This window comes from Nonomuraea sp. NPDC048882 (assembly GCF_040649755.1).
Lineage (GTDB): Bacteria > Actinomycetota > Actinomycetes > Streptosporangiales > Streptosporangiaceae > Nonomuraea > Nonomuraea maheshkhaliensis.
In genome coordinates, this window is the sequence record NZ_JBEZGB010000001.1 from 183,772 (window position 1) to 209,300 (window position 25,529).

The 25,529-nt window shown below is 72.2% G+C and carries 21 protein-coding genes and 1 pseudogene; 14 read left to right on the forward strand and 8 right to left on the reverse strand.

Going from position 1 to position 25,529, the window contains the following annotated elements:
- Genes AB0C27_RS00800 through AB0C27_RS00815 form a run of 4 tightly spaced genes read right to left on the reverse strand, consistent with a single transcriptional unit; the run spans window position 1 to window position 5,545 of the window.
- Entirely contained in the window at window positions 1-1,077 is a 1,077-nt protein-coding gene (locus AB0C27_RS00800) for an ABC transporter permease (RefSeq protein WP_357835708.1), read from the reverse strand.
- 9 nt (window positions 1,078-1,086) lie between these two features.
- A complete protein-coding gene (locus AB0C27_RS00805; protein ID WP_357835711.1) occupies window positions 1,087-2,694 on the reverse strand; it encodes an ABC transporter substrate-binding protein in 1,608 nt (535 codons plus the stop codon).
- The gene (locus AB0C27_RS00810; protein WP_357835714.1) at window positions 2,691-4,268 is read right to left on the reverse strand and encodes a hydantoinase/oxoprolinase family protein; all 1,578 of its coding nucleotides are present in this window, start codon (window positions 4,266-4,268) and stop codon (window positions 2,691-2,693) included. The genes AB0C27_RS00805 and AB0C27_RS00810 overlap by 4 nt, the downstream gene beginning before the upstream one ends.
- Window positions 4,265-5,545 carry a DUF917 domain-containing protein gene (locus AB0C27_RS00815; RefSeq protein WP_357835717.1) on the reverse strand — a complete coding sequence of 427 codons (1,281 nt, stop codon included), beginning with the start codon at window positions 5,543-5,545 and terminating at the stop codon, window positions 4,265-4,267. Before AB0C27_RS00815 ends, AB0C27_RS00810 begins: the two co-directional genes overlap by 4 nt.
- Before the next feature lie 73 nt (window positions 5,546-5,618).
- Between AB0C27_RS00815 and AB0C27_RS00820 the strand changes: the two genes are divergently transcribed.
- The 4 genes from AB0C27_RS00820 (at window position 5,619) to AB0C27_RS00835 (ending at window position 10,614) form a co-directional block, all read left to right on the forward strand.
- Window positions 5,619-7,106: a helix-turn-helix domain-containing protein gene (locus tag AB0C27_RS00820; RefSeq protein WP_357835720.1), complete on the forward strand. Its 1,488-nt coding sequence runs from the start codon at window positions 5,619-5,621 to the stop codon at window positions 7,104-7,106.
- 181 nt (window positions 7,107-7,287) lie between these two features.
- A complete protein-coding gene (locus tag AB0C27_RS00825) occupies window positions 7,288-8,562 on the forward strand; it encodes a DUF3500 domain-containing protein (protein ID WP_357835723.1) in 1,275 nt (424 codons plus the stop codon).
- A gap of 24 nt (window positions 8,563-8,586) precedes the next feature.
- The gene (locus tag AB0C27_RS00830) at window positions 8,587-9,456 is read left to right on the forward strand and encodes a helix-turn-helix transcriptional regulator (protein ID WP_357835725.1); all 870 of its coding nucleotides are present in this window, start codon (window positions 8,587-8,589) and stop codon (window positions 9,454-9,456) included.
- Window positions 9,457-9,600: 144 nt separating this feature from the next.
- Window positions 9,601-10,614, forward strand: a complete 1,014-nt coding sequence (locus tag AB0C27_RS00835; RefSeq protein WP_357835728.1) for an alcohol dehydrogenase catalytic domain-containing protein — start codon at window positions 9,601-9,603, stop codon at window positions 10,612-10,614.
- 12 nt (window positions 10,615-10,626) lie between these two features.
- Here the strand turns inward: AB0C27_RS00835 and AB0C27_RS00840 are convergent, their stop codons facing one another.
- The gene (locus AB0C27_RS00840) at window positions 10,627-11,247 is read right to left on the reverse strand and encodes a helix-turn-helix domain-containing protein (RefSeq protein ID WP_357835731.1); all 621 of its coding nucleotides are present in this window, start codon (window positions 11,245-11,247) and stop codon (window positions 10,627-10,629) included.
- Window positions 11,248-11,336: 89 nt separating this feature from the next.
- Here AB0C27_RS00840 and AB0C27_RS00845 point away from each other — a divergent pair, with 89 nt between their 5' ends.
- The 6 genes and pseudogenes from AB0C27_RS00845 to AB0C27_RS00870 all read left to right on the forward strand — a co-directional run.
- The gene (locus AB0C27_RS00845; RefSeq protein WP_357835734.1) at window positions 11,337-11,858 is read left to right on the forward strand and encodes a nitroreductase/quinone reductase family protein; all 522 of its coding nucleotides are present in this window, start codon (window positions 11,337-11,339) and stop codon (window positions 11,856-11,858) included.
- A gap of 227 nt (window positions 11,859-12,085) precedes the next feature.
- Window positions 12,086-12,619: a hypothetical protein gene (locus AB0C27_RS00850; protein ID WP_357835737.1), complete on the forward strand. Its 534-nt coding sequence runs from the start codon at window positions 12,086-12,088 to the stop codon at window positions 12,617-12,619.
- Window positions 12,620-13,233: 614 nt separating this feature from the next.
- Window positions 13,234-13,602: a hypothetical protein gene (locus tag AB0C27_RS00855; protein ID WP_357835740.1), complete on the forward strand. Its 369-nt coding sequence runs from the start codon at window positions 13,234-13,236 to the stop codon at window positions 13,600-13,602.
- A gap of 225 nt (window positions 13,603-13,827) precedes the next feature.
- Entirely contained in the window at window positions 13,828-14,823 is a 996-nt protein-coding gene (locus AB0C27_RS00860) for an NAD-dependent epimerase/dehydratase family protein (protein ID WP_357835743.1), read from the forward strand.
- Window positions 14,824-15,339: 516 nt separating this feature from the next.
- Window positions 15,340-16,569, forward strand: coding sequence for an iron-containing redox enzyme family protein (locus AB0C27_RS00865; protein WP_357835746.1), 1,230 nt, complete (start codon window positions 15,340-15,342; stop codon window positions 16,567-16,569).
- Window positions 16,570-16,639: 70 nt separating this feature from the next.
- Window positions 16,640-16,930, forward strand: a pseudogene (locus AB0C27_RS00870) (hypothetical protein); the annotation flags it as partial.
- Here the strand turns inward: AB0C27_RS00870 and AB0C27_RS00875 are convergent.
- Window positions 16,894-18,042, reverse strand: a complete 1,149-nt coding sequence (locus AB0C27_RS00875) for a glycosyltransferase family 2 protein (protein WP_357835749.1) — start codon at window positions 18,040-18,042, stop codon at window positions 16,894-16,896. The pseudogene AB0C27_RS00870 and the gene AB0C27_RS00875 overlap by 37 nt on opposite strands.
- A 307-nt stretch (window positions 18,043-18,349) precedes the next feature.
- Between AB0C27_RS00875 and AB0C27_RS00880 the strand changes: the two genes are divergently transcribed.
- The 3 genes from AB0C27_RS00880 (at window position 18,350) to AB0C27_RS00890 (ending at window position 21,704) form a co-directional block, all read left to right on the forward strand.
- Window positions 18,350-19,150 (forward strand): isocitrate lyase/phosphoenolpyruvate mutase family protein, encoded by an 801-nt coding sequence (locus AB0C27_RS00880; RefSeq protein ID WP_357835752.1) that lies wholly within the window; start codon window positions 18,350-18,352, stop codon window positions 19,148-19,150.
- Between the two features lie 177 nt (window positions 19,151-19,327).
- A complete protein-coding gene (locus AB0C27_RS00885; protein WP_357835755.1) occupies window positions 19,328-20,935 on the forward strand; it encodes an amidohydrolase in 1,608 nt (535 codons plus the stop codon).
- A gap of 52 nt (window positions 20,936-20,987) precedes the next feature.
- A complete protein-coding gene (locus AB0C27_RS00890; protein WP_357835758.1) occupies window positions 20,988-21,704 on the forward strand; it encodes a helix-turn-helix domain-containing protein in 717 nt (238 codons plus the stop codon).
- 159 nt (window positions 21,705-21,863) lie between these two features.
- Here AB0C27_RS00890 and AB0C27_RS00895 read toward each other — a convergent pair whose 3' ends face one another.
- Entirely contained in the window at window positions 21,864-23,426 is a 1,563-nt protein-coding gene (locus AB0C27_RS00895; protein ID WP_357837980.1) for an MDR family MFS transporter, read from the reverse strand.
- 152 nt (window positions 23,427-23,578) lie between these two features.
- On the opposite strand from AB0C27_RS00895, the gene AB0C27_RS00900 reads away from it, so the two are divergent.
- Complete coding sequence (locus AB0C27_RS00900; RefSeq protein ID WP_357835760.1) at window positions 23,579-24,163, forward strand: helix-turn-helix domain-containing protein; 585 nt, start codon at window positions 23,579-23,581, stop codon at window positions 24,161-24,163.
- Between the two features lie 69 nt (window positions 24,164-24,232).
- Here the strand turns inward: AB0C27_RS00900 and AB0C27_RS00905 are convergent, their stop codons facing one another.
- Entirely contained in the window at window positions 24,233-25,513 is a 1,281-nt protein-coding gene (locus tag AB0C27_RS00905; protein WP_357835763.1) for an FG-GAP and VCBS repeat-containing protein, read from the reverse strand.
- Window positions 25,514-25,529: the final 16 nt, after the last annotated feature.

The window sequence follows — 25,529 nt, forward strand, 5'->3', positions numbered from 1 at the left end:
TCAGCCCTCCATGATCGACGAACGGGGGTCGAGGGTGGCGAGAACCAGGTCGATGAGGAGATTGAGGCCGAGGACGAGGGCGGCGTAGACGAGGACGACCCCCTGGATCATCGGGTAGTCCTTCGCCGTGATCGACGAGACGATCGTCGACCCGAGCCCGGGGATGACGAACACGGCCTCGATGAGCACCGTGCCGGCCACGAGTCCGGTGAGGATGAGGCCTCCGGTCGTGAGCGCGGCGGTGATCATGTTGGGCAGCGCGTGCCGCAGGTAGAGCAGGCGCGCGGGCAGCCGTTTGCCGCGCGCGGTCGTCATGTACGGGGTCTCCAGCACGGCCAGCATCTCCACGTGCACGATGCGGGCGAGATAGGCCAGGGGCCCGACGGCCAGGGCGGCGACCGGCAGCACGGCCTCGGCGGCCCCGCCCCATCCGGCCACCGGCAGCGCGTTCAATGTGACGCCGAACAGCGCGATGAGGCCGACGGCGAGCAGGAAGTTCGGGACGGCGATCAAGCCGCTGAGCACCCAGGAGACCCCGGCGCCCGCGGCGCGCCTGCGACCGCCGCGCGCCGCGACCGCCGTGGCGACGCCGATGGGCACGGCGCCGAGCGCGGCCACGAGGAAGGAGAGCACGGAGAGGGCGAGCGTGGTGGGGAAACGGTCGGCGAGCGTGTCGGCCACCGGGCGGTGGGAGCGCAGCGAGACGCCGAGGTCGCCGTGGAGCAGGCCGGTCAGGTAGCCGGTGAACTGCCGCCAGGCCGGCTGGTCGAGGCCCAGCTCCGCCCGCGTGCGTTCGACCAGCTCGGGGGTGGCGCTGGGGCCGAGCGCGGCGCGAACGGGGTCGCCGGGCACGAAGTGCACGACGAGGAACGTGGCGACCACGACGACGGCGAGCGAGACCAGCGCCCGGCCGAGGCGGCGCAGCACGAACGAGGCGCGTGGCGACAACCTCGGGAGGGCGTGGCGATCCCCCCGGCGCGCCTGGTCCGGCCCGGCGGGCGCGGCCGGTCCTGCTGCCGGTCCTGCGGGCGTCGGCCCAGTTGACGGGCCTGTGGGGGTGGCCGGAGAGATCGCCATGGTGTCACCTCACCCCAGCATCCTGATCGTGGTGGGCGCGACGAAGTTCGGCTGCTCCAGCTCGACGCCCGACAGGAACGTACGCTGCTCGTTGTCGGCCAGCGGGAACACGTCCGTCCGCTCGACCAGCGCGGCCTCGGCCTGCTGCCACAGGTCGCACGTCGTCTCCGGCGTGGCGGTGGCGGCCTTCTTGGCCAGGGCCTCGTACTCGGGGTTGTCGACGAACATGAAGTTGTTGCCGCCCTTGTCCGGGGTCGCCCCGGCGAAGAACGTGGTCACCGTCACCGGCCCGCCGGGCGCGATCTGCACGAAGCCGGTGTCCCAGTCGAAGGTCTGGAACAGCTGCTCCGACCAGGCGTTGGCGTCGTTCGCCGAGAGCTTGGTGGTGACCCCGAGCTTGTCCCAGGTCTGCTGGACGAGCTCGGCGGCGGGGGCGTGCGTGCCCGTGGCCGCGTCGTAGATGAACTTCACGGTCAGCGGCTTGCCGTCCTTCTCCCGTTTGCCGCCCGCGCCGAGCCGCCAGCCGGCCTGGTCGAGCAGGGATCCGGCCTTGGCCAGGTCGGTGGCGGGAAGCGTCCACTTCGGGCCGCCGGCCACGCACAGGAGCGGGTTCTTGACCACCAGCGACTTGGAGTCCATCGCGGAGCCGTCGCTCACCACGTCGCCGATCGCCTTGCGGTCGAGCGCCGTGACGAGGGCCTGGCGGACGAGCGGATCCGAGGTGGGGCGCTCGGCGCGCTCGTTGAACAGCATCTCGCCGACCGGGTTGCGCACGCCGACCGAGCCGAGTTTGGCGCCGTCGAGGCGCTTGCGGTCGGTGCCGAGGACGACGGCCGCGTTGATCTCGCCGGAGAGCAGCAGGTTGGCCGCGGTGCTCTCGTCGGTGACCACGCGGATCTCCAGGCTGTCCGGCAGGCCCTTGGTCTCGCTGGTGACGCCCTTCGGGCCCCAGGCGTAGTCCTTGCGCTTGGTGTAGGAGTAGGTGGAGCCGGGGGTCGAGCCGCCCAGGGTGTACAGGCCGGTGCCGTCGGTCGTGGTCTTGAGCTTCGCCGGGTCGGCCAGGCCCGCCCCGCACACCATCTCGACCGTCCCCGTGTTGGCGAGCAGGAAGGGGTCGTTCTCCTTGGTGGTGACGGTGAGCGTGTTGCCCTCCGCCTTGGCCGAGACGCCCTTGTGGATCTGGGAGCCGTAGTAGAAGGTCGCGTGCTTGGGGTCGGCGTGGTAGTTGATGTTGTCGGCCGCCGTCTGCGCGGTGAACGGCTTGCCGTCGGAGCAGGTGACGCCGTCGTGCAGGGTATAGGTGATCTTCTTCTCGCCCAGCTCCCAGCGGGTGGCCAGCCAGGGCTCGAACTTCCCGTCGGGGGTGGAGTAGACGAGCGACTCGTACGCGTACCCCACCATCTCGCGGGCCGCGAGTGAGACGCCGGTCAGCGGGTCGAGGTGGCCGGGGTCGGCGGAGATCGCCTTGACGAAGACGCCGCCGGAGACGTACGTCCCGGCCCCCGTCTGCCCGGCCGGAGCGGCGGAACCGCCGCTCTGCGCGGAGCCGCACGCCGTCAGGCCGGTTGCGGCCAGGATGACGGCGACTGTCGCGGACGCCTTGCCGTGTCTGCTCATGTCGGTTCCTTTCGTCCGATGTGGGCCACCGGCCCCGCGGCCTTGACCGCGACCTTGAGCGTGGGCTGCGTCACGTACGTCACCGGCGTCTCCAGCACGTCGATGACCTCGACGCGGGCGGGGTCGGCCCCCGCCTGCACGGCCTTGTCGATCGCCGCCCTGCTGGCCTCCTCGATGGCGGCCACGCGGTCGGCGACCGCGCACAGCCGGTCCGCCCGGCCGCCGGCCAGGGCGATGGCGGCGCCGACCGCGTTCGCGACCGCGCCGCGCTCCGGCCTGACGACCTCGCTGGCGCCGAGGACCCGGTCGGGGACGAGGAACTCGCCGCCGCCGACCACCACCAGCGGCAGCCCGGTACGGCCGAGCGACATGCGCTCGACGGCCGACTCGATCCGGTCGTGCGCGACGGCCAGCGCCTCCGCGAGCCCCTTGCGTACCGGGCGGTCCAGCGGCGGCAGCTCCCTGCCCGCCACGACCGCGCCGGCCGTGGCCGCCGCGTCGGTGAGGGTCGGGGTGGAGCCGCCGAACAGCAGCGCCTCCTCCGCGATGCGGTAGCCGACCGAGTCGGTGCCCGGCGTGCCCGCGGCCACGTCCACGATGGTGCCGCCGCCGACGCCGAGGCTGAGGATGTCCGGCATGCGGAAGTTCGTCCGTACGCCGCCGACCTCGCGGGGCAGCGTCGACTCCCGGGGGAAGCGGCCGACCAGGACACCGAGGTCGCTGGTGGTGCCGCCGACGTCGATGACGATGGCGTCGTCCGCGCCGGACAGGGCGGCGGCGCCGCGGATCGAGTTCGCGGGGCCGGAGCCGATCGTCAGCACGGGGTAGCGGGCGGCGTACTCGACGGCCATGAACGTGCCGTCGTTCTGCGCGAAGAACGTGGCCGCGTCCAGCCCGTGCTCGACGACGACGGTCGTGAGCGCGGAGGTGATGTCGCGCGCAACCGCGTAGAGCGCGGCGTTGAGCACGGTCGCGTTCTCGCGTTCCAGCAGGCCCAGTGCCCCGATCTCGCTGCTGAGGGAGATCGGCACGTCCACGCCTACGTGGTCCTGGACGAGCGCCTCCACCTCCAGCTCCTGCTCGGGGAAGGACGGGCTGAAGATGCCGCACACGGCGACCGCGTCGAAGCGGCCCTCCAGCTCGTCGAGCAGCCGGCGGACGGCGTCGCGGTCCAGCTCGGCGATGGGGTAGCCGTCCACGAGGTGCCCGCCGCCGGCCAGCACGTACCCGGCCAGGACCGCCTGGCGCAGGTCCGCCGGCCAGCCGGCGAGCGGCGGGTGGACGGTGGAGGCCGGCGCCCCGAGCCGGATCACGGCGACCCGGCCCAGGTCGCGGCGGCGCACGATCGCGTTGGTGGCGTGCGTCGTGCCGAGCATCACGCGGGAGACCGCGTCCCGGTCGGGGCCGAGCTGGTCCAGCACGGAGGCCAGGCTCGACCTGATGCCGCCGGTGACGTCGCCGGTGGTGGGGCTCTTGGTCCAGGCGATGACCTCGCCCGACGGGGAGATCACCACGGCGTCGGTGTTGGTGCCGCCGACGTCGATGCCGACGGACAGGTCGGTGCGGGCGTTCATCGGCGTCCTCCGTCGAACGGGACGTAGTCGAGGTCGTATCCGAAGGCCCTGGGGCCGGTCAGCTCCAGCCCTCGCTCGGTCCGCCACAGCGGGTCGCACGCCCACGCCAGCACGCTGACCCGCTGGCCGAAGCGGAGCAGCTCGGTGGAGATCGCCTCGCCGGTCTCGGAGTCGACCACGGTGATGAGGTCGGGGACGCTGGCGACGACGACGCCGTCCTCGATGATCACCAGGTTCTCGTTCTGGATCTCGACCCGGGCGAGGCGGCCGCGGTCGGAGCCGACGCCCTCGACGGTCACCGACCCGCGGGTGAAGCCGCCCTCGGTGTTGCGCTCGACGTCGATCACCTTGCCGGAGACGACGACCGTGGCGGCCAGCTCGGCGGCCAGCTCGGAGACGGGCTCGGACGCGGCGAGCAGGCGGCGGCCGACCTGGACGGCGCGGCTCACCGTGCCCTCGATGACGGCGCCGGGGGCGGTCTTGGCGGTGAGCACGTAGTGGGCGCCGAGCGAGATCGCGCCGCTGGCCACGGTGATGGCGCGGGCGTGGCGCTCCAGCCAGGCGAGGTTGATCGTACGCAGCACCGAGACGTTGCCGATGGTGTCGGCCATGACGGCGAACTCGCTCGGCAGCCCGGCCACGTTCATCGAGATCATCGTGCCCTGGGGGAAGGCGCGGCCCATGCCGTCCGCGTCGAGGACCTTGAGCCCCATCCCCGCGGCCCAGCCCACGGGGGCCACACCGTTGCTGCCGCCGATCTCGGCCGCCATCACCGCCGTCATCGGGCGGCCCGTGATCCGCTCGACCTCGCGGACGATCGTCTCCGTCTGGCCCTCGGCGGGCAGCATCTCGATGCCGACGGACGGCGCCCCGATCGCCGACAGCACGATCACGGCGTCGTCCTCGGTGAGCTCGCCGACGGTGACGACGGGCACCGGGCCGTGCTTCTCGATCGCCGACTCGACGGCCAGCTGCTCGGTCTGGACGGCGCCGCCGCCGCCCGTGCCGAAGACGGCGGCGCCGGCCGCGAGGGCGGCGACGTCGGCCGCGGCGATCTCGCGCAGGCGCGCCGGCGCGGTGGTCCCGGTGGTCCCGGCGGTCGCGGCGGTCGCGGCGGTCGCGGCGGTCGATCTCGGAGACGCGGCGGTCGAGCGCGGGGACGCGACTGTCGAGCGCGGGGACGCGGTCGCGGCGGGCGGGTGCGCGGAGGTGGTCGTGGCGGCGGGCGGGTGCACGGGCGCGCCGCCGCCTCCGGTAGGCAGGTCCTGGTCGGGCATGTCTTGAGGCTAGGGAGCCGGGTCAAACCCAACAATGTGCCGAGCACCCAGAGAAACACGCCAGACTGTGCTCATGGAACAAGCCAGGCTGGCGGACATCGTCGCCCAGGGCGAGCGCATGGGCATCCGGTACGTCGCGGGCGATCCCGAGGGCGTCGCGGTGTCGGGCGTGCAGATCGTGGCCAAGGACGACCTGCGGCAGGCTTCGCCGGGCCGGCTGGTGATCGTGGCCATGCCTCATGGGGCGGTGCCGCGGCCGTACCAGGTGGACATCGCGATCAGGCACGCGATCGGCGCGCGCTGCGCCGGCATCGTGTTCGCCGGCGACTTCCCGATCGCCGAGACCGCCCGCGCGCTCGCCGAGCGCGGCGGGCTGCCGGTGCTGATGAGCGCGGTGACGCCGTCCGAGCTCGCGGTGCTGCTCGACCGCGCGATCCGCGGCGGCGCCGAGGAGGCGCTGTCCAGGGCCGAGTACGCCATCGCACGGGCCACGGCGGCGGCAGGAGACGCCCCTGGACGGCCGATGGAGGCCGTGCTCGACGAGGTCGGCGCGGCGCTCGGCGCCCGGCTCACCCTCGTCGAGGACCCGGGCGTGCCGTGGTCGGAGCCGCACGCCGTCTGCGTGGGCGAGGTGCCGGTCGGGCGCCTGGTCGCCGACCACGACGACGCGTCCGTCACGGTGGCGCTCCCGGTGATCGCCGCGATGCTCTCCCGCATCCTGCAACGGCAGCTCCAGGCCAGGTTCGGGCCGGTACGCTCGCGCGCCGACCTGATCGTCGAGCTCGTCTTCGCCGAGTCGGCGCGCATCGACCGGCTCGCCGTCGAGGCCACCCGCGCCGGGCTGCCGGTGTCGCTCTCCCACGCGGTCGCCTGGCTCATCCCCACCCACCGCCACGATCCCGAGCAGCGCCCGCCCGCCGTGCTCGCGTCCTCCGTCGAGCTGCACGCGCTGCAACTCGTGGACCGGCGCGACGAGGTGTGGCACCTGGCCACCTTCCACGACGACATCGTCATGGTGGCCTCGGAGGAGGCCGGCGCCGCCGACCACCAGCGGCGGCTGCGCGACGTCATGGAGGCCGTGGCCGCCCACGCCCGCTCGGTCGCGGGCGAGGAGTGGGCGTTCACCGTGGGGCTCGGCACGCCGCAGAGCGGCGCGGCCGGGCTGCGGCAGTCGGCGACGGAGGCGCACATCGCCGCCGACGCGGCCGTCGCCGGCGGCCGGGCGGGCGGGATCGAGGTCACCGACGTCACCGGGCTGCGCCGGGTGCTGCTCGACTTCTACGCCTCGCCGCTGAGCCGGTCGCTGCTGGACGACATCCTGGCCCCTCTCGACGCGCTCGGGCCTGAGCGCGCGACCATCGCCATGCGCACGCTGGTCGCCTACCTGGGTCATCGCAACTCGCTGGCGCGGGCGGGTGCGGAGCTCAACCTGCACGCGAACGCGGTCAACTACCGCGTCAGGCGGATCGAGCAGACGCTCGGCCTCGACCTCAACGAGCCGGACGTGCGCTTCTCCGTCGAACTGGCCTGCCGGGTCCGTCTCGCCGCCTCGGGCCGCTGACCCGGCTTGTCACGTTCGGGCCGCTGACCGGCTCGTCGCGTTCGGGACGCCGGCCCGGCGGCTCGTCGCGTTCGGGACGCCGACCCGGCGGCTCGTCGCGTTCGGGACGCCGGCCCGGCTCGGCGCGAGTTCGCCGGCTCTGTTCACGCTTCCCTCATTCGCCTGGTAGAGGTTGAGACCCATGCACGGACACACTGCGCGCGACCCCGAGACCGAACGTTCCCGCCGCTGGCTGCTGAACCGGGCGCTGCTGCTCGGCGGCGCCGCCGCGGTGGCGGCCATGACCGGCTGCTCCCCGAGCTCGCCCGGCGGCGCCCCGGCCAGCGCCGCCCGCTCCTCCGGCGCGCCTCCCCCAGGCGGGGCCGCGCCGAGGCCCGGCGAGCTCTCCTACGACGACTTCGTCGGCGTCACCACCGACGGCAAGGTGGTCGAGGACCTGTACGCGATCCACTCCACGGGTGTGTCGACCGCCGCCCTCGTCAAGGCGGCCAAGGCGTTCCTCAAGGGCCTGCCCGCGGCGCAGCGACGGGAGACGCTGTACGACGTACGCGCCGACGAGTGGCTGACCTGGAGCAACCTCGACGGCTTCGACCGCAAGGGCGTCCGCATGGGCGACCTGACCAAGGCCCAGCGCGCCAAGGGCTACGCGGTGCTGGAGGCGGCACTCTCCGCCGAGGGGCTCACCCAGACCCGCAACATCATGAAGCTCAACGCGTTCCTGGGCGAGCAGGCCGGCGGCGGCAGGGAGACCCTCACCGAGGGCCACTACTTCTTCACGGTCATGGGCACGCCGTCCGCCACGCAGCCATGGGGCTTCCAGTTCGAGGGCCACCACCTGGCCGTCAACTGCTTCGTGCTCAAGGACCAGGTGGTCATGACGCCGACGTTCATGGGCTCGGAGCCGACGTCGGCCACGTACCGGGGCGAGCGGATCACCGTGTTCACCAGGGAGACCGAGGCCGGGCTCGCGCTGCTGCACGCGCTCACCCCGGAGCAGCGCGCCGAGGTGATCTCCACGACGGAGGTGAAGCGCGGAGCCAACATGAAGGCGGGGGCGGGCGCCGACAACCTCCGGCTCCCCTACGCGGGCCTGGCCGCCTCCCGGTTCACCCCTGAACAGCGGGACACCCTGCTCGACCTGGTCCGCGTCTACGTCGGCTACCTGGACGAGGGGCACGCGGCCGTACGGATGAAGGAGGTCGAGGAGCACCTGGACCAGACGTACTTCTGCTGGCTCGGCGAGACCGGCGACGACTCCGCGTTCTACTACCGCGTGCACAGCCCCGTCGTGCTCATCGAGTACGACGCCCAGGCCCCCATCGCGTACGGCGACGACCGCGGCCCCGGCGGGGAGCCGACCCGGCAGCACATCCACACGGTCGTCCGCACCCCCAACGGCAACGACTACGGCGCCGACCTGCTCCGGCTGCACCTGGAGACCGACCACGGCTCCTAGAGTGGAGGCGAGGAGGGGGTTGCCGTGGACGTCGCCGAGCTGGGCTCGTTCCTGAAGTCACGCAGAGACCGGCTGGCCCCGGAGTCGGTCGGTCTGCCGCCCGGCACCCGGCGGCGGGTGCCGGGCCTGCGCCGCGACGAGGTGGCGCGGCTGGCCAGCCTGTCCGCCGACTACTACACCGAGCTGGAGCAGGGTCGCGGGCAGATCCCGTCCGAGCCGGTCCTGCACGCGCTCTCCCGCGCCCTGCGCCTCGGCCCCGACGAGACCGACCACCTGTTCCACCTGGCGGGGCGGCCCGCACCGTACGCGGCCCGGCCCCCGCACCTGCAGTCCGCACTGCGCCAGCTCATGGAGCGCCTGGAGGACACCCCCGCCATGGTGATCACCGACCTGCACGAGGTGGTGGTCCAGAACCACGCCGCGCAGGTCCTCGTCGGCCCGCAGGCGGGGCTGACCGGGGTGCGGGCGAGTTTCCTGCACCACTGGTTCACCGTCCCGGCGACCCGTGATCTCTATCCTCCCGAGGACCACGCGTACCACTCCAGGCTGCTCGTCTCCGACGTCCGCGCCGCGGTCGCCCGCCGCGGCCCCGCCGACCGGGCGAGCGGCGAGCTGGTCCGCCATCTGCTGGCCACGAGCGAGGAGTTCGCCGGGTTGTGGCGGGCGCGGGAGGTCGGGGCGCGGCACGAGGAGTACAAGCGCATCGTCAACCCGGCGCTCGGCGTGCTCAAGGTCACCTGCAACAGCATCGTCACGGCCGACGCCGCGCAGCGGCTGCTCTGGTTCGTCCCCGACGATCCGCAGGCTGTGCCCGCCCTGCACGCCCTCGACCCGGCCGACGTGTGGCGCGCCACCCCGGGCCCGGCCTTCGGCCTCCTCGGAAGCTGGGGTTGAGCACCCCAGGCTGAGGGCGTTCCCCGGTCCCCCTCCAGGGGCAGTCTGGGAGAGGCGGCGCGCGGGGGCCCTGCCTTTCTTCCACCAGGAGCTTCCGCGATGGGACCATCCGCCACATCCACGGCAGCCGAGGAGGAAACCGTCATGCGCGCAGCGCTCGCCACCGGGGTGAACGCCCCGCTGTCACTCACCGAACGCGACGTCCCCGAGCCGGGGCCGGGCGAGGTGCTGATCAAGATCACCGCCTGTGGTGTCTGCTACACCGACCTCAGCCTCGTACAGGGACATTTCCCGTTCGCCCGCTTCCCGATCGTCCCGGGCCACGAGATCACCGGCACGGTCGCCGCGCTCGGCGCCGGCGTCCCCGGCCTGTCCGTGGGCGACGCGGTCGGGGCGCAATTCCTGTACGACTCGTGCGGTCACTGCGACTACTGCGTGTCCGGCGAGCAGATCCTGTGCCCGTCCAAGCGCATCACCGGCATCGTCACCGACGGCGGGTACGCCGAGTACGGCCTGTTCAAGGGCGGCTACGTGACCCCACTGCCACCCGAGCTCGACCCGGTGGCGGCGGCGCCGCTGCTGTGCGCGGGGCTGACCGCGTTCAACGGCCTGCGCAGGGCCGGGGCGACGCCGGGTTCGCGGGTGGCGGTCATCGGCGCCGGCGGCGTCGGCGAGCTCGCCGTACGCTACGCCGTCGCGATGGGCGCCCGCGTCGCGGTGATCGGCCGCCGGGCCGACGGCGCGGCGATCGCCAAGGAGCTCGGCGCGGACCTGTACGTCGCCACCCGCGACACCGACCCGGCCGAGGCGCTCAAGGCGTGGGGCGGCGGCGCGGACGTCATACTCAACTCCGCCCCTTCCACCGAGGCCGCTGCCGCGACCCTCGGAGGGCTCGCCCCCGACGGCACGCTCGTGCTCTGCGGCTACGACGCCGCACCGCTCACCCTTCCCGTTCAGCCCATGGTGCTCAACCGGCTGCGGGTCATGGCCTCACCGTCGGGCTCTCCGCACGACACACGCGACACGCTGGCCTTCTCGGCACGGCACGGCATCCTGCCCCGCGTCACGCCCATCACCCTCGACCAGGCCCCGGAGACTTTGGCCTCCATGGCGGCCGGCTCCTCGGGCGGCGGCCGCCGCGTCATCTCGTTCGGCTGACGTACCGCGCGGTCACCGGGCGGTGTCGGGGGGAAGTGGTGCGCGGTGGTCGGCGCGCAGGCCGTCGAGGGAGATGCGCAGCAGCCTGTTCCACATCTGCGGGCGGCACTCGTCGGTGATCTGGACGGCGTGGCCCAGCGAGACCAGCAGGAGCAGCAGGTCATCAGTGGTCACGCCGGGGCGCAGCAGGCCCATGGCGCCGGCGCGGGCGCACAGGTGCTCGATGACGAGGCGAAGCTGGTGGATGCCCTCCAGATCGGGGTCGGCCCAGGTCAGCGCGAAGTTCTCCATGATCGCGCGGTGGCGGGCGTAGCCGGTCAGGGCCTGCTGGTAGAAGGTGGTCAGTGCCGCCCAGGGGTCCCCGGCCTCGATCGCCGCCTGGCGTGCTGATTCCGCCCATTTCGCGAAGTCCCTGCGCAGGACCGTGTGAACGAGATCTTCCTTCTTCGGGAAATGCCGGTAGAGGGTGCCCATGCCCACCCCGCTGCGGCGGGCGATCTCGCGTACGTCCACCGCGACGCCCTGCTCGGCCAGCACTTCGGCGGCGGCCTCGACGATCGCTTCCCGGTTACGGATCGCGTCCACGCGCGGCGGGCGGCGCCGGGCGGTGTTCTCCGGTTCAGCCACTGCCATAGGGCCGAGCATACCTTCTTATCCGGAGCGCATGCTCCGCCTTGTGCTACTTTGAGGAGCAAGTGCTCCGGATAGCAGAAGGGGATGCCATGTCCGACTCGTCCACGACCACCGCAGCCGAGGCTCCCGGCAACTGGAATGACCGGATCATCGCCGAGTTCCGAGCGAACGCCGGGTACGTGTCCTGGAGCAGCGAAGAGGACTTCGCCGCAGGCCGGCCCATCCCGCCCCGGATTCCCGGGTTCGACGAGCGGGGCATGCCGCTCATCCTGGTGCACCACACCGGGGCCAAGACCGGGCGCGAGCGGATCAGCCCGCTGTTCTACCAGCCGGTCGGCGACGGCTGGGCCATCTTCGGCACCCACGGCGGCAGTCCGCATCATCCGGTCTGGTACCACAACCTCATGGCGAATGCGCAGGCCACCGTCGAGGTGGGCACGGAGAGGGTGCCGGTCGTGGCCCGGCTCGCCGAGGGCGCGGAGCGCGAGCGGCTCTGGGCGCAGGAGGTGGCGCTCGTCCCGAAGTTCGCCGAGTTCGAGGCGGTCGCCGGCAGGCAGATCCCGGTCGTCGTGCTGGAGCGGGTTCACACCCCGCCCCTCCCCGAGCGCTGACTCCACGGCCTGCCAGGTTCGGCAACAGCGGTCGGCCGGCATCAGGCTCATCCGGAATCGGCGACCCGGTCACGCCTGAGCTCTTTGCAACTCACCATCACTCTGAATTCTTGTGGGGGAAGAATAGATTCCCGTTTACCGACGACGCCGTGTGCCGGAAGGCCGGCGGGGAAATTAACAGCTGGAGACGCCCCCCGTTTTTTGGTGAATTCATCGGGAGGCATCACATGAAAAGTGACACTTTCACTGCTTCGTCGGCTCCATTGCAGCTCGACGCCGGTGAGTCGAGCGAATTCATGGACATCGAGACGTCCAACGCGGACCAGACGGCACTGATACGAGTGACGACCTTCCCTGCCGACGGCCGCAAGGATGGCGGCAGGCCGCCGCTGATCCGTCTTAAGGCCGACGCGGGACCTACGGTGGAGGTCAAGGAATTCCCCGAGGAACAAGAGGTCATCGGCGCCGAGAACCGTACTGCGGGCTCGGCGACGTGGATGCGGAAGAACTCCGGCGTGTACCTCGTACGCGTCACACTCGCCCGCCCGGAAAGCAGTTGGCGCATTCAGATCGTCAACGACGGTCCGGATGACCGTATGTTCCACTTCATGAGCTTCGGAGACGCCAGGATTCGGGGTGAGGGCGACTGGCCGGACTTCGACCTTCGCTACTGCGGCTCCTTCCCGTGCGCGTGCACGCGCCACGATGGAAGTACCACGAGAGCCTGCACCTCATGCGGACACAGCAGCGAGGTCGCATGAGGCTCTGAGGTGCCCCGAACCTTCCGGACTCGGACCCAGGTCAAGGCCGTCGCGATGTCGGGCGATGGACGTTCGCCGGCTCGATGAGGCAGGTGTTGAGGGCACCCCGGGGTGCACATGACGAACGCGGCTCCTGATGATCGTTGGTTGTCCACGCCAGTCGATCAAGAACAGGGGCCGCGTTCGCGTGCCGTCATCCCCGATCGAGGTGCTCTCGCGGCCACTTGGAGCACCTCACCGTCGCCAGCCGCCTGCCCGCCGAGCCGCTCGATCCGCCCACGCTTGGCCGCCAGCACCCTGGGACGACTGTTCGCCCGCCCGGACGGCCACCCAGCAGACGGACTCCGACTCCTCGGTTTCACCACACGAGAAACGCATCGGCCCCGGTCGGGGAGTCGAACGCCTATGGATGAGATTTGAATCGAGCGGGCTTGAGGATCGCCGGCGGCCATGTCATAGAGTGGAGAGAGCGAACGGTAATCCGGCTGGTCAATTCACTTGTCCGGCAGCCGACCGCCGTTCAACCGTCGTTTATGCGCGCGCAAAATCCTCACCCTTTCCGGAGCAGTCGCCCGTACCAAGGTGGACATCGCCTTTCGAGAGAGGAGAAGCGCATGGCACGCATGACACGCATGGCTCGCCGCACCCGATCGATCATTCTCGGAGCCGCCCTCGTCGCCGGGACGGCGCTCTGTCCGATCGCAGCACACTCATCGGCCGGCCCGATCGCGGAGACAGGCGCCGCACCAGCGGTGATGGAGCCGCCGGACGACGGCCGCTCCTGGTATCAGAAGGGTCACGCCACCGGGCTTTCCGAAGGTTACCAAGAAGGGGAAGTCCGCGCCCGGGAACACTGCTCGGATGTCATGGGCTGGCCGAATTGGCCGCCGGACGCCTACGGCGTCGGATATGCCGATGGCTACATGCTCGGATGGGGAAGAGGACTTGAGGACGGGATGGCGAAATACTGCCGGCCCGCATAGGCCGTCGAGCGGCTGACGAAACGGCCCTGCCACTGCCAGGCCCCGAGAGTGGTTGACCGCGCCCAGCGTCATTTGGACCATTCGGCTGGACCGGCACCACATCACCGCCGTCCGATTCGCGCCGCCCTTCGCTTCACATCGCCGCCGCCCGCTGCGCGTCACGCGAGGTTACGCCACCTGCGAACCTCACCCGCATCACCTCGTGGCGGGTGATTGAGTGCTGGCATGAACGTACTCATTCTTGGCGGGACGGCTTGGCTGGGGCGCGAGGTGGCGCGGCAGGCGGCCGGGCGTGGTCACGCGGTGACGTGCCTGGCGCGCGGCGAGAGCGGCCCCGTGGCCGACGGCACGACGCTGGTGGCGGCGGACCGGCGGGCCGCGGACGCGTATGAGCAGGTGCGGCGTCAAGACTGGGACGCGGTCGTGGAGGTCTCGTGGCAGCCGGGCCAGGTGCGCGGCGCCTTGGCGGCCCTCGGCGAGCGGGCGAAGCACTGGGTCTACGTGTCCTCCGTCAGCGCCTACGCCGATCACGGGGTGCCCGGCGCCGACGAGTCGTCGCCGTTGCTGGAGCCGACCGACGTCGACGAGGCCGACAGGGAGCTCTACGGGGAGGCGAAGGCCGCCTGCGAGCAGGCTTCGGCCGAGGCGCTGGGCGACCGGCTGCTCATCGCGCGGGCCGGGCTGATCGGCGGGCCCGGCGACCACAGCGGGCGCTCCGGCTACTGGGTGGCGCGGGCCGCCCGTGATCCGCACGCGCCGCTGCTCGTGCCCGACTCTTCCGGCGATTCCACCCAGGTGATCGACGCACGCGACCTGGCGGCCTGGCTGCTTGACTGCGCCGAGACCGGCACCACCGGCACGTACAACACGGTCGGGCCGCAGGTGCCGTTCGGCGAGTGGATCGAGCTGTGCCGCACCATCGGGGGCCACACCGGGCCGGTGGTCACCGCCGATTCGGCGTGGCTGCTTGAGCAGGGGGTCGCCGAGTACATGGGGCCTGAGTCGCTGCCGATGTGGCTGGTCGAGCCCGGCTGGGAGGGCTGGTCGTCCCGTTCCGGCCAGGCCGCCCTGTCCGCCGGCCTGCGCCACCGCCCCCGGGCCGACCTGCTCACGGACCTGCTGGCGTGGGAGCGCGAGCAGGGGCTCGACCGGGAGCGGCGGGCGGGGCTCAGCGCGGGGCGGGAGCGGGAGTTGCTCGCCCTCCTCGGCGGTGGGCGCTGATAACCGGGAAGGAGTGCTCGCTTCTTCGGCAGTGGGCGCTGAGCACGCGGGAAGGAGTGCTCACTCTCCTCGGCGGGGCGCTCTGACGAGCGGGAAGCCCGAGGTCGTCTGAGCAGGTCAGCGTCATGCTGGGCGCTGTTTCTCGCGTGCCGCTGGGGGCAGTGGCGAGGTCGAGGAGGTGCCTGTGACTGCAGCCGACCATGCGGAAACCCGCAGCCACCTACAGCCGCGTGCTTGCCGGCTACACGGTGACTTGGCGCTTTGCGGTGACCCGGCGGATCGCGGTGACCCGGCGCATCGCGGTGACTGGTGGCAGCACGGCGATTCGGGGCAGCTTGGTGGTTACGGGCGATGCCGTGACTCCGCGCTATGCCATCGGCCTGTGCGACGCCGTGACCTCGTGCGACGCCATTACCTCGTGCGACGCTGGCAATGCCCTGCGCGATACCGCCGTCATGGCGGGTGGGATGGTCCGGGGGATGTGTGGGGGCGGCGGATGGCCCAGCGGAGGGTGTTGTGAGGCTGCCTGAGCCGCGTGGGCCGCTCACGTCGTTGCTGTTCGAGCGGCTGGCCCATCCACCGGAGCCGTACCCGTACCGGACGAACGGGCGAACGGCGGGTGCGCAGTTCAGCGCCGGGCACGCGCAGGACGGGCGGCCGGGTCAGGCGCGGTTCACGGAGCAGCACTCGCGGCCGCCGCACGGGCACCTCAGCGACCGGCGCTCGGCCGACGGGCGGGGGTCGCATGCGTACGCGCACCTCGCCGGGTGGCACGGGGCGGAAGGGTGGCCGTCGCCGTTGCAGGTCGCCGATGGTGGTCTGGCGGATGACGACTTCCAGTTGGCCCTGTTCGCCTGTTACGAGCTGCACTACCAGGGCTTCGAGGATGTGGACGACCGCTGGGAGTGGCACCCGTGGCTGCTGGCCGCGCGGGCCGTGCTGGAGGAGCGGCTGGAGGAGGCGCTGGCTCGGGCCGTGCCCCGGCCGCCGCTCGACAGGCCGGAAGGGGTGCGGCGGGCGCTCAACGAGCTGACCGCCGACGACGAAGGACCTTCCCTGTCCACGTTCCTGGCCCGTCAGGCCGATCGTGAGCAGTTCCGGGAGTTCGTCGTCCATCGGTCGATCTACCACCTGAAGGAGGCCGACCCGCACACCTGGGCGATCCCGCGCCTGCGGGGCGCGGCGAAGGCGGCGCTGGTGGAGATCCAGGCCGACGAGTACGGCGGCGGCCGGCCGGAACGCATGCACTCCGAGCTGTTCCGCGCCACCATGCGCGGCCTCGGCTTGGACGACTCCTACGGCGCCTACCTCGGGCGGGTACCGGGCGTCACGCTGGCCATCTCGAACGCCATGTCCCTGTTCGGCCTGCACCGTCGCCTGCGCGGCGCGCTGGCCGGGCACCTGGCCGCGCTGGAGATGACCTCCTCCCTGCCGAACCGCCGCTACGCGACCGGCCTGCGCAGGCTCGGCGGCGACGACGCCGCTGCCCGCTTCTACGACGAGCACGTGCAGGCCGACGCCGTGCATGAGCAGATCGCCGCCCATGACCTGTGCGCGAACCTGGACGCCGACGAACCCGCGCTCGCGGAGGACATCCTGTACGGCGCTGCCTGTGCCCTGGAGCTGGAACGCCTGTGGGCCGGGCACGTTCTCGACCGGTGGGAGCGGGGAGTCAGCTCTCTGGTCGAGGTACCGGCTGAGAAGGTGCCTGCGCGAGAGGGGTGCGATGCCGCCTCAAAACAGTGACGCCGCGATGAACCGCGATGGCGTGGCTGGGAACGACGATGGCGCGGCGATGGATCACGAGGGCGCGGTGATGGGCAACGATGACGCCACACCGCACTCGGGCGCAGGCTCAGGCCTGGACTCGGGCTCAGGGTCAGGCTCGGAGTTGAATCCGGGGCCGGGCACGGCGGCGGGTTCCGGCCGGGGGACGGTGACGGGTTCCGGCCGGGGGACGGTGACGGGTTCCGGGGGAAGGGCAGAGACGGGGGCCGGGGTGGGGGTGGTGACGGTGACGACGTGTGAGGATGGGCCGTTGCTGGTGCGAGGGGCGTTCGAGCTGGTGACTCAGGACGGTGAGTCCATTCCGGCCGGGCGGGCGACGGTCGCGTTGTGCCGGTGCGGGTTGTCGTCGGTCAAGCCGTTCTGCGACGGGTCGCACAAGGCGGCGGGGTTCAAGGCGGCGAGCGAGCCCGACCTGCCGGCCTGACCCGGTGACCGGCCCTCCCGACCCGGACGGTCCACCTCCTGCCGGTCCATCTTCCGGGCCGACTGTGTGTGCAGGTCGCGGCGGAGCCTGCGTACGGAGTGGGCCGCGCGGTGCAGTCTTCGGCCCGCGTACGGCACCCCGCCGCGCAAACAGGCGGCCAGGGCGAGCCAGCTGCAGGTTGCCCGTTCCAGCACCCAGATCGGGGCGCACAACGCGGCCGTGGCGGGGAAGATCCGGCTGCCCCCGGCTCGGCGACGGCCGACCTCGGCCAGGCCTACAGTCAAGGCGGCGCCGGCGGCCAGTGCGGTGTACTTGCGGCGTAGCAAACACGCGGCCACGGCGGGCAGCACGGAGAGGAACAGCGCCATGCGAACGGGCTGGGCCAGGTCGTCGTAGGCCTGCCGGACCCGTTGGTCCCAGAAGCGGGCGGCGTCGGGAGGCAGGCGGCGCACGTACAGGTCGAGCGGGCGGATCTCCCTGCCGCCGTGAGCCCTGACGGTGCGGATGAGCTCGAGGTTCTCGAAGAGAACGTCGCCGTCGTACCCGCCGCCCATCCGCTCGGCGAAGGAGCGGCGCAGGCCGAACGTCCCGGGGTAGTCGGCGCCGAGGCTGCGGTTGAGCAGCGTTCGGGCGGTGTCCCAGAGGGCGTGCCAGGGCAGGTGGGTGAAGTGGTTCTGGGGGCGAACGAGGTCGGCGCCGGCGAGGAGGGAGTTCATTCTGGCGAGGGTGTGCCGGTCGTACCTTACGTCGTCGTCGGCGATGATCACGTGCTCGGCGCGGGCCAGGCGCAGGCCGGTGATGACGCCGTTGACCTTGCCGTTGGCGAAGCGGAGGTCGGGAGCGGGGCGTACGTGCTCGGCGAGGCCGCGCCAGGCGGCGGCGTGCCGTTCGAACAGCGGCGTGGCGGAGCCGTCGACGACGATGATCCGCACGTGCCGGCTGAGGAACCGGAGGTAGGCGGTCAGCTCCGCGAGGCCGGAGTCGTCCTCCCAGCGCAGCGGCAGCACGTAGTCCAGATCGCGGTTCGAAGCACGGTCCGAATCGGAGTCCGAATCGGAGTCCGAATCGGAGTCCGAATCGGAGTCCGAAGCGCGGTCCACATCGCCGCCCACGTCCTCGTCCACATCGCCGCGCCTGCCCGCCTGGGGTGGCGCTAAACGGCTGGCTGTAACCGGGGTTCTGGACCGGCCCGTTTCTGGTGACGGTGTCCGGACATGCCGGTGGATGGTGAGGTCCGAATACCGCTGGCTCGACGTCGTGGGCGGCTGCGATGCTGCTCGCCGGCGACGTTGACACCTGCGGAAGGACCTGATCGTGACCTCCTCCTCTTCGATCGACCACGCGGCCCGGTTCCGGGCCATGCATCACGGTGCGGTCCTCGTGCTGCCCAATGCCTGGGACGCGGCCTCGGCCGCCCTCGTCGAGGCCGCGGGAGCCCAGGCGATCGCGACGACGAGCGCCGGCGTCTCGTGGGCGAACGGCGCCCCCGACGGCTCCGGGCTGGGGCGGGAGGCGATGGTCGGCGCGGTCGCGCGGATCGTGGCGGCGGTGCGCGTGCCGGTCACCGCGGACATCGAGGGCGGGTACGGCGACGTCGCCGCCACCGTGCGCGCGGTGATCCAGGCCGGCGCGGTGGGCGTCAACCTGGAGGACTCCCCCGGATCTCCCCTGCTTCCTGCCGCCGAACAGGCCGCGCGCATCGCCGCCGCCCGGGCCGCCGCCGACGCGGAGGGGGTCGACCTGTTCGTGAACGCCCGCACCGATGTCTACTTGGCGGGTGTCCCGGGGGATCAGGTGGCCGAGGTGGAGGAGCGGGCGCGGGTCTACGCCGAGGCGGGGGCGGACGGGCTGTTCGTGCCCGGGCTGCTCGACCTGGACGTCATCGCCCGTCTGGCCAAGGGACCGCTGCCGCTGAACGTGATGGCCGGCCCGGGAGCGCCGCCGGTGGCCGAGCTGGCGGCGGCCGGGGTGGCCAGGGTGAGCGTGGGCTCGGCCATCGCCCAGTCCGCGTACGCGGTCGCCGCGCGGGCCGCGGCCGAATTGCTGGGGGACGGCACGTTCGACACGCTCGCGGACGGCCTCGCCTACAGCACGCTGAACGACACCCTGCGCTGACCGGCCGACCCCACCACCCACCACGCCGAACGGCGCCGCGCGGCGAGCCGGTCGGCCCCCGCGCGCCACGCCCCCCGGCTTTTGCGGGGGGTTGATCGGGGGCACGACCCCTCCGGAGGGCTGCGGGGGGTTGATCGGGGGCACGACCCCTCCGGAGGGCTGCGAGCTGGAGGTTCGATGCGTCTCGACACGCTGTTCGTCAACGGCCGGTTCACCACCCTGGACCCCGACCTGCCGTACGCCACCCGCCTAGGCGTGTTCGGCGGCCGGGTCGCCGGGCTGGACGACGAGCTCGACGGCGTGGGCGCGGACGTGGTCGTGGATCTGGGCGGGGCGCCGGTGGTGCCGGGGTTCAACGACGCCCATCACCATCTGAGCCTGCGCGGCCAGCGGATGCGTGAGCTGGACCTGCGCGTGTCCACCCTGGACGAGTTGTACGCGCGCGTGGCCGAGCGGGCCGCCACGCTGCCGGAGGGCGCATGGGTGCGGGGCGGCGGCTACGACCAGTACAAGCTGGGCGCCCACCCCGACCGCGAGGCCCTGGACCGGGCGGCGGGCGGGCGGCCGGTCTGGGTGCAGCACACCTCGTGCCACATGGGCGTGGCGAGTTCGGCGGCGTTCGCGCTCATGGGGTTCCCCGGGCTGGAGGACGTGCCGGACGTGCCGGGCGGTTCGGTGAGCCGCGACGAGCGCGGGCTGCCGGACGGGCTGCTGGCCGAGCAGGCTCAGGAGCTGGCTCTGCGGCTGCTGCGGCCGCTGGCGCACGAGGAGTTCGTGGCGGGCATCGGGCTGGCCTCCAAGGCCGCCGCCGCCGAGGGCCTGACCAGCTTCACCGAGCCCGGCGTCGGCGTGGGCCTGGCGGGCAACGGACCCTGGGACATCGCGGACTTTCAGGACGCCGTGCGGCGCGGCCTGCTCCTGCAGCGGGCCACGCTCATGCCGGGCTCGGCCAACCTGCACGCCGTGGAGGCCAGGTTCGGGCTGGATCTGGGCGTACGCACCGGCCTCGGCGACGAGTGGCTGCGGATCGGCCCGGTGAAGCTGTTCTCGGACGGCTCCATGATCGGCAGGACGGCCGCCATGTGCCACGACTACGAGGGCGAGCCGGGCAACCGGGGCTACCTCCAGGAGGAGGAGACGGCGCTGCGTACGTTCATCCTGCACGCCCACGACTCGGGCTGGCAGGTGGCCACGCACGCCATCGGCGACGCGGCCATGGACGTGGTGCTCGACGCCTACGCCGAGGCCCAGGCGCGACATCCGCGCCCCGACGCCCGGCACCGGATCGAGCACTGCGGCCTGACCACCGACGCGCAGGTGGCCAGGATCGCCGAGCTCGGCGTCATCCCGGTCCCGCAGGGCCGGTTCGTGACGGAGCTCGGTGACGGGATGCTGGCGGCGCTCGGCCGCGAACGGATCCGCGGCTGCTACCGGCAGCGCTCGTTCCTGGAGGCGGGGATCGTGCTGCCGGGCAGCTCCGACTGCCCCGTGGTCGAGGGCGCGCCGCTGCTCGGCATCCACGACCTGGTCAACCAGACGACCGCGGCCGGGGCGCCGTTCAACCCGGACGAGGCGCTGACGGCGGAGCAGGCGCTGCGGGCGTACACGACGGGTTCGGCGTACGCGGTGCGCGAGGAAGGCCGCAAGGGCACGCTGGCCCGCGGCATGCTGGCGGACTTCGCGGTGCTCTCCGACGACCTGCTCGCGACCGATCCCGGGCGGATCGGGGAGATCGTGGTGATCGCCACGGTCGTGGGCGGCCGGCTGGTGCATGACCTGCGGTGACGGCGGTAGTGTCGGACCCGGCCTGGGCGGCGAACCTGGAGGATCTACGCGAATGGGGCTGGACATCGTCAGTCGGCCGTCCGACTCGCCGTACATCGACCGGGTCTGGCGCAGCCGCAGTGACGACGTCAGCCGGATGACGGCGGTGGCGGCGGCGAGCTGGGACCTGGTCTTCTGGGAACGGCACGGCGAGGTCAGCGCGGCCGTCGTCGGCCCGGAGACCGCGGCGAGCCCGGCTCCGGTGCCGGAGGAGGCCACGTTCTTCGGGATCACGTTCGCGGTCGGCACGATCATGCCGCATCTTCCGGCCGGGCGGCTGGTGAACTCCGCGGCGGAGCTCGCCGGCACCACGCGCCGGTCGTTCCACCTGAAGGGGTCGGCCTGGCACCTGCCCGGTTACGACGACGCCGAGGCGTTCGTACGGCGGCTGGTGCGCGAGGAGATCCTGGTTCGCGACCCGCTGGTGGCGGCGGTGCACCGCGCGGGATCGCCGGAGGTGTCTCGGGTGTCGGAGCGCACCGTGCAGCGGCGCTTCCTGGCGGCGACCGGGCTCACGCGTGGCGCGGCCCGCCAGATCGACCGGGCCAGGCGGGCGGCGGTGCTGATCCAGGCGGGCGTGCCGGCCCACGACGTGGTGCACCGGCTCGGGTACTTCGACCAGCCGCATCTGGCCCGCTCGCTGACCCGTTTCGTCGGCCGTACGGCGACGGAGCTGAGCCGCGGCGAGGGGTTCCCGGCCGAGCCGCTGTCACTCCTGTACGCGACCTGAGCTCTGCGGGTACGTAGCGGAGCCCTCCGACCTCGGCTGCCCCGACCGCGGCCTGGGCTCCGGATCGGCTGCCGTACGCGACCCGAGTCCCCGTCGGACAGACGGAAGGCCGCCTTCCCGCGGGCGAAGCGGGGAGGCGGCCTTCCGGGCTCCCGTGGCCTAGGCGGTGGTGGTGGCGACCTCCTGCTTGGGCGCCGGTCCCGTCCCCGGCTCCGGTTCCGCGATGTCGAGGCTGTCGCGGAGCTGGGCGGGCTTGAGGAAGATCGCGGCGATGAGCCCGACGACGGCGATGGCCGCCGAGACGAGGAAGATGTGCCCCGTGGCGTCCCCGTACGCGGCGCGGACGATCTCCCTGACGGGCTCGGGCAGGGCCGCGATGTTCAGGCTGCCGCCGGCCGCCGCGCTGTCCCCCGTGACCGGGATGCCGGCCTTGGCCAGGCCCTCGGTGATGTTGGTCGCGACCTGGCCGGCCAGGATGGCGCCGAGCACCGAGACACCGACGGTGCCGCCGAGCGAGCGGAAGAAGGTGACCGCGCCGCTGGCCGCGCCGATCTCGCGCAGCGGGACCGTGTTCTGGATGACCAGGACGAGGTTCTGCATGGACATGCCGACGCCGACGCCCACCGCGAGCATGTACGCCGAGACCAGCACGAGCGGCGTCTGGTGGTCGAGGGTGGCCAGACCGGCGAAGCCCGCCAGCAGGACGATCAGACCGGCCAGGATGTACGGCTTCGTCTTGCCGCTCTTGGAGACCATCCGGCCGCTGATGGTCGAGGAGAACAGCACGCCGACCATCATGGGGATCGTCAGCAGGCCGGCGGTGGTGGGCCCGTACCCGCGGCCGATCTGGAAGTACTGACCGAGGAAGACCGAGCCGCCGAACATGGCCATGCCGACCGCGAGGCTGGCCAGGATGGCCAGCGCGGGGGTGCGGCGCCGGATGACGTGCAGCGGCACGACCGGCTCCTTGACCACGGACTCGACGAAGACGGCCGCGACCAGCAGCAGCGCGCCGCCGCCCGCCATCGCCGCGGTCTGCCAGGACAGCCAGTCGAAGGAGTTGCCGACGAACGTGACCCAGATGAGCAGCACGCTCACGCCCAGGGCGATGAGGGTCGCGCCCCAGTAGTCGATGCTCACGTCGGAGCGGCGCACGGTCGGCATGTTCAGGGTCTTGGCCAGCATCGCGAAGGCGGCGACGGTGAACGGCACGGCGATGAAGAAGCACCAGCGCCAGCCGAGCCAGGAGGTGTCGGCGATGAGACCGCCGATCAGCGGCCCGCCGACCGTGGCCACGGCCATGACGGCGCCGAGGTAGCCGTTGTAGCGGCCGCGTTCCTTGGGCGAGATCATGGCGGCGATCACGACCTGGGTGAGGATCTGCAGCGCGCCCATGCCGAGGCCCTGGATGGCTCTGAAGGCGATGAGCTGGCCGGTGTTCTGGGCGAAGCCGCAGGCCAGCGAGCTGACCATGAAGATGACGATGGCGATCTGGAGCAGCAGCTTCTTGTTGAAAAGGTCGGCGAGCTTGCCCCAGATGGGCGTTGAGGCGGTCGAGGCCAGCAGGGATGCGGTGACGACCCAGGTGTACTGCGACTGGTTGCCCTCCAGGGCGCCGATGATCTGCGGCAGCGCGACCGAGACGATGGTGGCGCTGATCATGGCGACGAACAGGACGAGTAGCAGGCCGCTGAGGGCTTCGAGGATCTGGCGGTGGGTCATCGGCTCCGCCGCCGCGGACGGCGCTGCCGGCTGGGCACTCACACGCAACCTCCGATCAAGGGGGAAATGGATGCAACCTGGACACCATACATGCTCATGTGGCAACTTTGCGCATTGAGCATTTATTCCCCTTGGGTAAGCTTGGACACATCATGGGCATGACAGCAGGGCTGCGCGAACGCAAGAAGGCCGCGACCAGACAGGCGGTGCACGAGGCCGCGCTGCGGCTCACCGTCGAGCACGGCCTCGACAACGTCACCGTCGAGGCCATCGCCGACGCCGCCAACATCTCCCGCCGTACGTTCTCCAACTACTTCGACGGCAAGGAGGACGCGCTGCTGTACGGCGAGGCGCAGCGCCTCGGCACGCTGGTCCGGCGGGTACGCGAGCAGCCGCCCGACCAGTCCGCCTGGCGGGCGCTGCGCGGCGCGCTGGACAGCCTGAACGAGGAGAGCGGCGTCGCCGATCGCGCGCTGCACGTGCGCACCCGGCTGGCCATGAACCACCCCACGCTGCTGGCCCGGCAGCTGGCCTACCGGGTCCGGCTGGAGCAGGAGCTCAGCGCGGCGGTGGCCGGGCGGGAGCAGGCGGGCGACGCGGGGCCCGAGCTGCTCACCGCCGCGTTCCTGACCGCGCTGCGGGTCGCCGGGCAGTGGTGGTGCGCCGAGCGGGAGACCCGGTCGTTGCACCAGCTGAGCGTCCTCGCCCTGGACCAGATCGCCCAGCCGTTCACCTGACCCCTGACCTCGCCGAACCGAGCCAGGCCGGACCAGCGGAGGGCGGAGGGCGGAGGGCGGAGGGCGGATCTAGCGGGACGGCAGGGTGGTCAGGGTCTTTCTGCCGTCCGTCACGGTGATCCGGAAGTCGTCGGCGCCGGAGGCCAGGGCGAGTTCGTCGTCACCGTCGCCGTCGTAGTCGCCCGTCGCCAGCGGCCTGGATCCGGTCGTCGCGGCGAGCCGCTCGCCCTTACGCAGGCCGCCGGTGGCGCCCCAGAAGGTCAGGATCGTCCGGGACCCGCCACCCCAGGCGAGGTCGTCGCGGCCGTCGCCGTCGAAGTCGCCTGCCACCGCCGGGCCCGCGGTGCCCCTGAATGTGCCGGTGCGTCCGTCGCCGTAATAGACGGTCAGGGTTTCGGCGACGGAGGGCGGCTCGTTCTCGTAGCCGGGCTCGTCGTTGCGGCTGCCGTCGTCGCCGACGGCCACGTCTCTCAAGCCGTCGCCGTCGAAGTCGCCGAACGCGGCCGACATCCCCTTGTTGAGCCTGCGCCCCTGCTTGGCGAGCCCGCCGGACTCTGGGGTGAGCAGCCAGCCGGAGGTCTGCTCGCCGTCGTCGCCCTCGTACACGAGCAGGGCGGTGGCGTGGCCCGCGCCGATCCGGTCCACGCTCATCCGCCAGAACTCCGAGCCCGTCGGCGACGGCTGCACGCTCCGCCTACGCGGGGCGCCGTCGCGGGCGAACGGGCCGTACAGGACGGCGAGATTCGTGTCGGAGCCGCCGGGCGCGGGCGGGCTGGACATGGCCACGTCGGCGGCGCCGTCGCCGTCGAAGTCGCCCGCGACGGCACGGTAGTTGCCGACGTCGCTGGCCACGGGGATCGGCACCGGGGTCGGCGTCGCCGTGGCCACGATGCCGCGCGGCCCGCCCCAGAAGATGTGCGGGCCCATCCGGCGCTCGCTCTCGACGCCGCCCGGCCGGCCGTAGGCGAGGACGTCGCCGAAACCGTCGCCGTCGAGGTCGGCCCTGATGCCGTCGTCGATCAGCCAGGGGTAGAACATCTCGGAGGTGATGAGCGTACGCCTGCGGGGGTCGAGGCCCTGGGGCGAGCCGTGGACGATGGACAGGTAGCGCCGGTCCTCGCGCGGCAGGTCGATCTGGACGACCAGGTCGGCGCGGCCGTCGCCGTCGACGTCGTCGGCGCGCCGCGCACCCGGTGAGGTGGGCGGCGCATCCGGGGAGACGGGCGGCGCGGACGTCGCCGGAGTGGAGGTGGCGGGCGCCGGAGTGGCCAGAGGGCGAGGTGTCGTCCCGGGACCGCAGGCGGTGACCAGCAGGGCCAGCACCGGCCAGATCATCACCTTACGCGGCACGACAACAGCCTAGCCG

Bases quoted from the DNA above. Each gene is read 5' to 3' on its own strand.
- AB0C27_RS00800 (WP_357835708.1), bottom strand. From the start codon at position 1,077: ATGGCGATCTCTCCGGCCACCCCCACAGGCCCGTCAACTGGGCCGACG.
- AB0C27_RS00805 (WP_357835711.1), bottom strand. From the start codon at position 2,694: ATGAGCAGACACGGCAAGGCGTCCGCGACAGTCGCCGTCATCCTGGCC.
- AB0C27_RS00810 (WP_357835714.1), bottom strand. From the start codon at position 4,268: ATGAACGCCCGCACCGACCTGTCCGTCGGCATCGACGTCGGCGGCACC.
- AB0C27_RS00815 (WP_357835717.1), bottom strand. From the start codon at position 5,545: ATGCCCGACCAGGACCTGCCTACCGGAGGCGGCGGCGCGCCCGTGCAC.
- AB0C27_RS00820 (WP_357835720.1), top strand. From the start codon at position 5,619: ATGGAACAAGCCAGGCTGGCGGACATCGTCGCCCAGGGCGAGCGCATG.
- AB0C27_RS00825 (WP_357835723.1), top strand. From the start codon at position 7,288: ATGCACGGACACACTGCGCGCGACCCCGAGACCGAACGTTCCCGCCGC.
- AB0C27_RS00835 (WP_357835728.1), top strand. From the start codon at position 9,601: ATGCGCGCAGCGCTCGCCACCGGGGTGAACGCCCCGCTGTCACTCACC.
- AB0C27_RS00840 (WP_357835731.1), bottom strand. From the start codon at position 11,247: ATGGCAGTGGCTGAACCGGAGAACACCGCCCGGCGCCGCCCGCCGCGC.
- AB0C27_RS00845 (WP_357835734.1), top strand. From the start codon at position 11,337: ATGTCCGACTCGTCCACGACCACCGCAGCCGAGGCTCCCGGCAACTGG.
- AB0C27_RS00850 (WP_357835737.1), top strand. From the start codon at position 12,086: ATGAAAAGTGACACTTTCACTGCTTCGTCGGCTCCATTGCAGCTCGAC.
- AB0C27_RS00855 (WP_357835740.1), top strand. From the start codon at position 13,234: ATGGCACGCATGACACGCATGGCTCGCCGCACCCGATCGATCATTCTC.
- AB0C27_RS00860 (WP_357835743.1), top strand. From the start codon at position 13,828: ATGAACGTACTCATTCTTGGCGGGACGGCTTGGCTGGGGCGCGAGGTG.
- AB0C27_RS00885 (WP_357835755.1), top strand. From the start codon at position 19,328: ATGCGTCTCGACACGCTGTTCGTCAACGGCCGGTTCACCACCCTGGAC.
- AB0C27_RS00890 (WP_357835758.1), top strand. From the start codon at position 20,988: ATGGGGCTGGACATCGTCAGTCGGCCGTCCGACTCGCCGTACATCGAC.
- AB0C27_RS00895 (WP_357837980.1), bottom strand. From the start codon at position 23,426: ATGACCCACCGCCAGATCCTCGAAGCCCTCAGCGGCCTGCTACTCGTC.
- AB0C27_RS00900 (WP_357835760.1), top strand. From the start codon at position 23,579: ATGGGCATGACAGCAGGGCTGCGCGAACGCAAGAAGGCCGCGACCAGA.